The sequence below is a fragment of the Geminicoccus flavidas genome (assembly GCF_009806515.1).
Taxonomy (GTDB): Bacteria; Pseudomonadota; Alphaproteobacteria; order Geminicoccales; family Geminicoccaceae; genus Geminicoccus; species Geminicoccus flavidus.
Genome location: NZ_WUJP01000916.1, coordinates 1 through 5,917, shown reverse-complemented (window position 1 = coordinate 5,917; position 5,917 = coordinate 1). Strand labels below are relative to the sequence as shown.

7 protein-coding genes are annotated in these 5,917 nt (G+C 67.5%); 6 read left to right on the top strand and 1 reads right to left on the bottom strand.

The features are described 5' to 3' along the window. The 5 genes from EQG76_RS26410 to EQG76_RS26390 form a co-directional block, all read left to right on the top strand. Positions 1–1,109, top strand: a 1,109-nt coding sequence (locus tag EQG76_RS26410) for an OpgC family protein (protein WP_159717839.1), incomplete at its 5' end; no start/stop codon positions are given. A gap of 135 nt (positions 1,110–1,244) precedes the next feature. Further along, positions 1,245–1,574, top strand: a complete 330-nt coding sequence (locus EQG76_RS26405) for an MmcQ/YjbR family DNA-binding protein (protein ID WP_159717837.1) — start codon at positions 1,245–1,247, stop codon at positions 1,572–1,574. A 90-nt stretch (positions 1,575–1,664) separates the two neighbouring features. Beyond that, the gene (locus EQG76_RS26400; protein ID WP_159717835.1) at positions 1,665–2,750 is read left to right on the top strand and encodes a zinc-binding dehydrogenase; all 1,086 of its coding nucleotides are present in this window, start codon (positions 1,665–1,667) and stop codon (positions 2,748–2,750) included. 69 nt (positions 2,751–2,819) lie between these two features. Continuing rightward, positions 2,820–3,077: a type II toxin-antitoxin system Phd/YefM family antitoxin gene (locus tag EQG76_RS26395; RefSeq protein ID WP_159717833.1), complete on the top strand. Its 258-nt coding sequence runs from the start codon at positions 2,820–2,822 to the stop codon at positions 3,075–3,077. After that, positions 3,077–3,490: a type II toxin-antitoxin system VapC family toxin gene (locus EQG76_RS26390; protein WP_159717831.1), complete on the top strand. Its 414-nt coding sequence runs from the start codon at positions 3,077–3,079 to the stop codon at positions 3,488–3,490. The genes EQG76_RS26395 and EQG76_RS26390 overlap by 1 nt, the downstream gene beginning before the upstream one ends. A gap of 42 nt (positions 3,491–3,532) precedes the next feature. Here the strand turns inward: EQG76_RS26390 and EQG76_RS26385 are convergent, their stop codons facing one another. Further along, positions 3,533–4,408, bottom strand: coding sequence for a type 1 glutamine amidotransferase (locus tag EQG76_RS26385; protein WP_200841145.1), 876 nt, complete (start codon positions 4,406–4,408; stop codon positions 3,533–3,535). Positions 4,409–4,564: 156 nt separating this feature from the next. On the opposite strand from EQG76_RS26385, the gene EQG76_RS26380 reads away from it, so the two are divergent. Further along, a complete protein-coding gene (locus EQG76_RS26380; protein WP_159717829.1) occupies positions 4,565–5,818 on the top strand; it encodes a D-amino acid dehydrogenase in 1,254 nt (417 codons plus the stop codon). The last annotated feature ends 99 nt before the right edge of the window (positions 5,819–5,917 follow it).

Genomic DNA, 5,917 nt, shown 5'->3' with positions numbered 1-5,917 from the left:
TGAACAACCAGCGCATCGACGGCGTCGATTTCTGGCGCGGCCTCGTGCTGATCGTGATTTTCATCAACCACCTGCCGGGTAACTATTTCGAGAACTGGACGCCGCGCAATTACGGCTTCTCCGATTCGGCCGAGGCGTTCGTGTTCCTGTCTGGCGTCGCCGTGGCGCTGGCCTATGCCGGGCGGATGCTCAAAGGTGATCTGGTCGCGGTCGCGACCGGCCTCGGCCGACGCGCTCGGCTGCTCTATTTCTGGCATCTGGGCCTGACCTTCGCGGCCTGCCTGCTGTTCGCCACCGCCGACTATCTGATCGAGCACATGGCGTTCATGACCGAGCATGGCCGCGACGTGCTGCTGGCAGCCCCGCTGGACGCGTTGCTGGGCATTCTCGGGCTCAGCCACCAGCTGGGCTACTTCAACATCCTGCCCCTCTATTTCGTGCTGCTGGCCATCGCATCGGTCCTGCTCTGGCTGGCCGCCCACTCGCTCGTCGCCATGCTGGCGGCCTCGGGCCTGGTCTATCTCGGGACGGCGCTGACCGGGCTGAACCTGCCGAGCTGGCCGGTCGCGGGCGTGTGGTTCTTCAATCCCTTCGCCTGGCAGTTCATCTTCGCGATCGGCATCGCCCTGGGCTTCCTGCTCCGCACCGGCAAGGCGATCCCGCGCCTTGGCCCGCTGCTGCTGGCAGCACTGGCCTGCAACCTGACCGGTGCGGCGCTGGTCTCCGACCTGTTCGGCCAGGCACCGGGCCTGCTCGCCTCCATGACCTGGCTGGACGCCTACAAGTCCAAGACCGACCTCGGCATCGTCCGCCTGATCGACTTCCTGGCGCTGGCCTATGTCCTCCACACGCTCCGGGTCACCGGCTGGCTGCGCGGGCGCGCGATCTTCGCGCCGCTCGCGCGCATGGGGCGGCATGGGCTCGCGATCTTCTCCGCCGGCTGCATCCTCACCGTGATCGGCCAGATCGCGATGCGCTCCTGGAGCACCAACTGGGTGTTCGACCTGGCGTTCATCGTGCTGGGCGTCGTGCTGTTCGACCAGCTGGCGCGGCTACTCGACGAGAGCCGTGCACGCGCACTGGCGGCCAAGGCGATAGCCGGCGCTTGACGGCCGCTTTTCGGCCGGCATCGGCTCTTCGGGCGGCGCTGCCTGCGGAAAGTGATGCGGAGCGTCCCAGGCAAAGCACGGGGCAGCTCGAACTGCTGCCCCGGTGCGCCACCCCTCGAGTGCAGGGAGATGGGCATGACACCCGACGACGTGCGGCGACTGGCGCTGGCGATGCCGGAGGCGGTGGAAGGCTCGCACATGGGCCACCCCGATTTTCGGGTGCGGAACAGGATCTTCGCGGCCATGCGGCCCGAGGAAGGCGTTGCGGTGGTGAAGCTGCCGCCGGAGCACCAGCGGGTTCTGCTCGATGCCGAGCCCTTGCTGTTCTCGCCGGCTCCCGGGGCCTGGGGGCGGCAGGGCTGGACCAGGCTCCGCTTGGGGGGCTGTGACGAGGCCACGCTGCAGGATGCGCTGCGGGTCGCGTGGCGCACGGTGGCGCCCAGGCGGCTAGTCGCGACATCCTGAGGCGGCCTGCCTGGCGAGGCTGGCGCGCATCTTCGGCCTGTCGTAGGCAGTCGCCACCAGCAGGGCAGGGCTTAGCTCCGGAGAGGCGCCATGAAGAACCCGAACTCCCGCATGACCGCGATCGTCTGCTACGCGCCCAAGGACTACCGGGTCGAGCAGGTCGACCGGCCAGTGCCCGGGCGGCGTGAGATGGTGATTCGGATCGGCGCCTGCGGGATCTGCGCCAGCGACTGCAAGTGCTGGTCGGGCGCGCCGATGTTCTGGGAGGGCAAGCAGCCCTACGTGAAGCCTCCCGTGATCCCCGGCCACGAGTTCTTCGGCTATGTCGAGGAGATGGGCGAGGAAGCGGCCGAGCATTTCGGGGTCGAGGTCGGCGACACGGTGATCGCCGAGCAGATCGTCCCCTGCGAAAAGTGCCGCTATTGCCGCTCTGGTCAGTACTGGATGTGCGAGGTCCACAACATCTACGGCTTCCAGCGCGAGGTCGCGGACGGCGGCATGGCCGAGTTCATGAAGCTCGGCTCCACCGCGCGGGTGCACAAGATCCCGCGCGAGATGCCGCTGGAGGATGCAGCGATCATCGAGCCGCTCGCCTGTGCCATTCACACCGTCCAGCGCGGCGACATCCAGCTGGACGACGTGGTGGTGATCGCCGGGGCCGGGCCGATCGGCCTGATGATGGTCCAGGTCGCGAAGCTGAAGACGCCCAAGAAGCTGATCGTGATCGACATGGTCGAGGAGCGCCGCCAGCTGGCGCTGAAGTTCGGCGCAGACGTCGCGATCGACCCGAAGAACGAGGATGCCGCCGAGATCGTGCGCAGCCATACCGACGGCTATGGCTGCGATGTCTATATCGAGGCCACCGGCTCGCCATCCGGCGTCACCCAGGGCCTGGAGGTGATCCGCAAGCTCGGCCGGTTCGTGGAGTTCTCGGTGTTCGGCGCACCCACCACCGCAGACTGGTCGATCATCGGCGACCGCAAGGAACTGGACATTCGCGGCGCCCATCTCGGGCCCTACTGCTACCCAACCGCGATCGACCTGCTCAGCCGCGGGCTGGTCACCTCCAAGGGCATCGTCACCCACGACTATCCGCTCGAGGAGTGGGACGAGGCGATCAAGGTCGCCTACGGGTTGGATTCCATCAAGGTGCTGATGCGGCCGAAGGCGGCCTGAACGACGAAGTAGCAACGTACCTACATTCGACCTATATTGATTGCCATCATCTCCCTTGGAGGGGGGTCGATGGCGATCACCACGCTGTCCAGCCGCGAGTTCAACCAGGACGTCGGCAAGGCAAAGCGCGCCGCCAAGGATGGGCCGGTGTTCATCACCGACCGGGGCAAGCCCGCCCATGTGCTGCTCACCATGGAGGACTACCGGAAGCTGACCCGTACCGAACTGAGTCTTCTGGATGCACTGGCGCAGGACAGCGACCTGGAGATCGACTTCGAGCCGCCGCGCATGAGCGATGACTTCTTCAAGCTGCCCGACCTGGATTGATGTTCCTGCTGGACACGAACGTCGTCTCGGAGCTGCGGGAACGGGCGAGGGCGGATCCGCGAGTGCGGGCATGGGCACAGGCTTGGCCGGTGAGCGAGTTCGCCATATCGGCGGTCACCATCCTCGAGCTCGAATTCGGTGTCTGCTCGCTCGCCCGGCGTGACCCGGCGCAGGGCCTCGTGCTGCGCCGCTGGCTGAACGACATGGTGCTGGCGAGGTTCGAGGGGCGCATTCTGCCCGTGGACACTCCGGTCGCGGTCCGTGCTGCGCATCTGCACGTCATACGCACGCATCCGCAGCGCGATGCCCTCGTTGGAGCTACTGCCTATGTGCACGGGCTGACCCTGGTCACCCGCAACGTCAGGGATTTCCAGGATTCGGAGGTCGACCTCCTCAACCCCTGGGCAGGCTAACCTGCCGGCCGGGCGGCGGAGGCTGCGGCGCTTGCTCCCGCCTCAGCCCCGCCCGCGCGCCGAGCGGGTCGGCTGGACGTAGTGCTCGATCCAGTTGGTGATCTCGTTCTGGCGGAGCATCGGGTCGGTGATCTCGCGGCCGATGCCGTAGCGCCAGGCGAGGTCCCAGCGGCAGACGGGATCGGCATGCACCGCCTTCAGGTCCTCGACGAAGGCCATGGCCGAGGCTTCGTCCGGGAAGAAGCCTTCCTTCCACAGCACCGGCCCGTAGCGGAGCATGACCGCGGCCAGGTCGAGCAGGCTGAATTCGGGATGATATTGCACGCCCCAGAACAGCCCGCCCTCATGGCGGATCTCGGCGGCCTGGACGTCGGACACCTCGTTGTAGGCGGTGACCTTCAGCCCGGACGGGCTGATCCCGACCTCGTCCAGATGCACGCAGGGCGCATCGAAGACCGGCGGCCGGCCGGCATGCATCTGGTGGCTTCGGCCGAACTCGGTGAGCGTGATCTTGCGGGCGATGCCGAGCTCGCGGCCCTTGGGGTTCCTGCGTACCACGCCGTTGGCGGCTACGGTCGCAACCTGCAGGCCCCAGCAGGAGCCGAAGAACGGCACGCCCGAGCGGTAGACCGCGCGCGCCAGCTCGATCTGCGGGTCGATCGCCGGGCCACGCTCGTAGATGTTCAGCGCCGAGCCGGTGATCGCGACCCCGTCATAGCTGTCCAGCCCGGCGGCATCGGGCAGGTTCGCGCCGGCAAAGGCGGGAAAGCAGATGTCGACCGTCGCATCCGGAGCAGCGCGGCGCAGAACTTCGGCATAGTTGTCCGACATGGTCTGGCCGGTGATCTGGCGAATGCGGTCGCAGGTCTCGGCCGTGTTGCCTTCGACGACGAGCAGGCGGAGCGGGCGCTGGGACAAGACGGGGCTTCCGGGGCAGGGTGGGAATGCCCTGCTAGCACGCTGGGGTACGTCTGGCACCTGGGCCACACAGCCCGGATCCGCCGCATGATGGTGCTTGCGGCGCGTGTGACCGGGTCCGACATCCGCAGTGCAACATGACGAGGAGCTGTTACGGTGCGGGTGATCATCCTGGGGGCCGGCGTGATCGGTGTGACCAGCGCCTGGTGGCTGGCGGAGGCGGGCCACGAGGTGGTGGTGATCGACCGCCAGCCGGGGCCAGCACTGGAGACCAGCTTCGCCAATGCCGGCGAGGTCTCGCCCGGCTATTCCACGCCCTGGGCCGGCCCAGCCGTGCCGGTCAAGGCGATCAAGTGGATGCTGATGAAGCACGGCCCGCTGGTGGTGCGGCCGAAGCTCGACCTCGCCATGTGGCGCTGGATCGCGGGCATGCTGCGCAACTGCACGGAGAAGCGCTACCTCCTGAACAAGAGCCGGATGCTCAGGCTCGCCGAGTACAGCCGCGACGTGATGGTGCAGCTGCGCGCCGATACCGGCATCACCTATGACGAGCGCATGCAGGGCACGCTGCAGCTGTTCCGCACCCAGCAGCTCCTGGACAGCATCGGCGACGACGTGATCGCGCTGCAGGACGCGGGCGTGCCTTATGAGGTGCTGGACGTGGCCGGCTGCATCCGCGTGGAGCCGGCCCTGGCGAGGGTCCAGGGCAAGTATGTGGGCGGGCTGCGCCTGCCGGGCGACGAGACCGGCGACTGTCAGATGTTCACGACCAAGCTCGCCGAGATGGCGGCAAGCCGCGGGGTCGAGTTCCGCTACGCCACGCCGATCGAGGGCATCGAGGCCGATGGCCGTAAGGTGGTGGGCGTGCGCACGCCCAAGGAGCGGGTCAGCGGCGACGCCTATGTCCTGGCACTCGGCAGCTACTCGCCCTTCCTCTTGCGCCGCCATGGCGTCCACCTGCCGGTATACCCGGTCAAGGGCTATTCCCTCACCGCCGAGATCACCGACCCCTCCGGAGCGCCGGAATCGACGGTGATGGACGAGACCTACAAGGTCGCGATCACCCGGCTGGGCAACCGGATCCGGGTCGGCGGCACCGCCGAGGTCACCGGGTTCGACCTGGCGTTGCGGCTGGGCCGGCGCGCCACGCTGGAGAACTCGGTGGGCGACCTGTTCCCGGCCGGTGCCGACTACGGCAAGGCCAGCTTCTGGTGCGGGCTCCGGCCGATGACCCCGGACAGCACCCCGGTGATCGGCAAGGCGCGCTACGCGAACCTGTGGCTGAACACCGGCCACGGTACGCTCGGCTGGACCATGGCTTGCGGCTCAGCCAAGGTCGTGGCCGACCAGATCTCTGGTCGCCGACCCGACATCGACACGGCGGACTTGGCGCTGTCGCGCTACGCCTGACGGGCCGACTGCGACCTCGATCGGGGAGAAATCCGGTCGCTCTCGTTCTGTGACCTTCATGGCCAGGAACGGGAGGACCGGCGCATGTTCATGCGGATC

Coding starts and splice junctions, on each gene's coding strand:
- EQG76_RS26400 (WP_159717835.1), top strand. CDS start 1,665: ATGAAGAACCCGAACTCCCGCATGACCGCGATCGTCTGCTACGCGCCC.
- EQG76_RS26390 (WP_159717831.1), top strand. CDS start 3,077: ATGTTCCTGCTGGACACGAACGTCGTCTCGGAGCTGCGGGAACGGGCG.
- EQG76_RS26395 (WP_159717833.1), top strand. CDS start 2,820: ATGGCGATCACCACGCTGTCCAGCCGCGAGTTCAACCAGGACGTCGGC.
- EQG76_RS26405 (WP_159717837.1), top strand. CDS start 1,245: ATGACACCCGACGACGTGCGGCGACTGGCGCTGGCGATGCCGGAGGCG.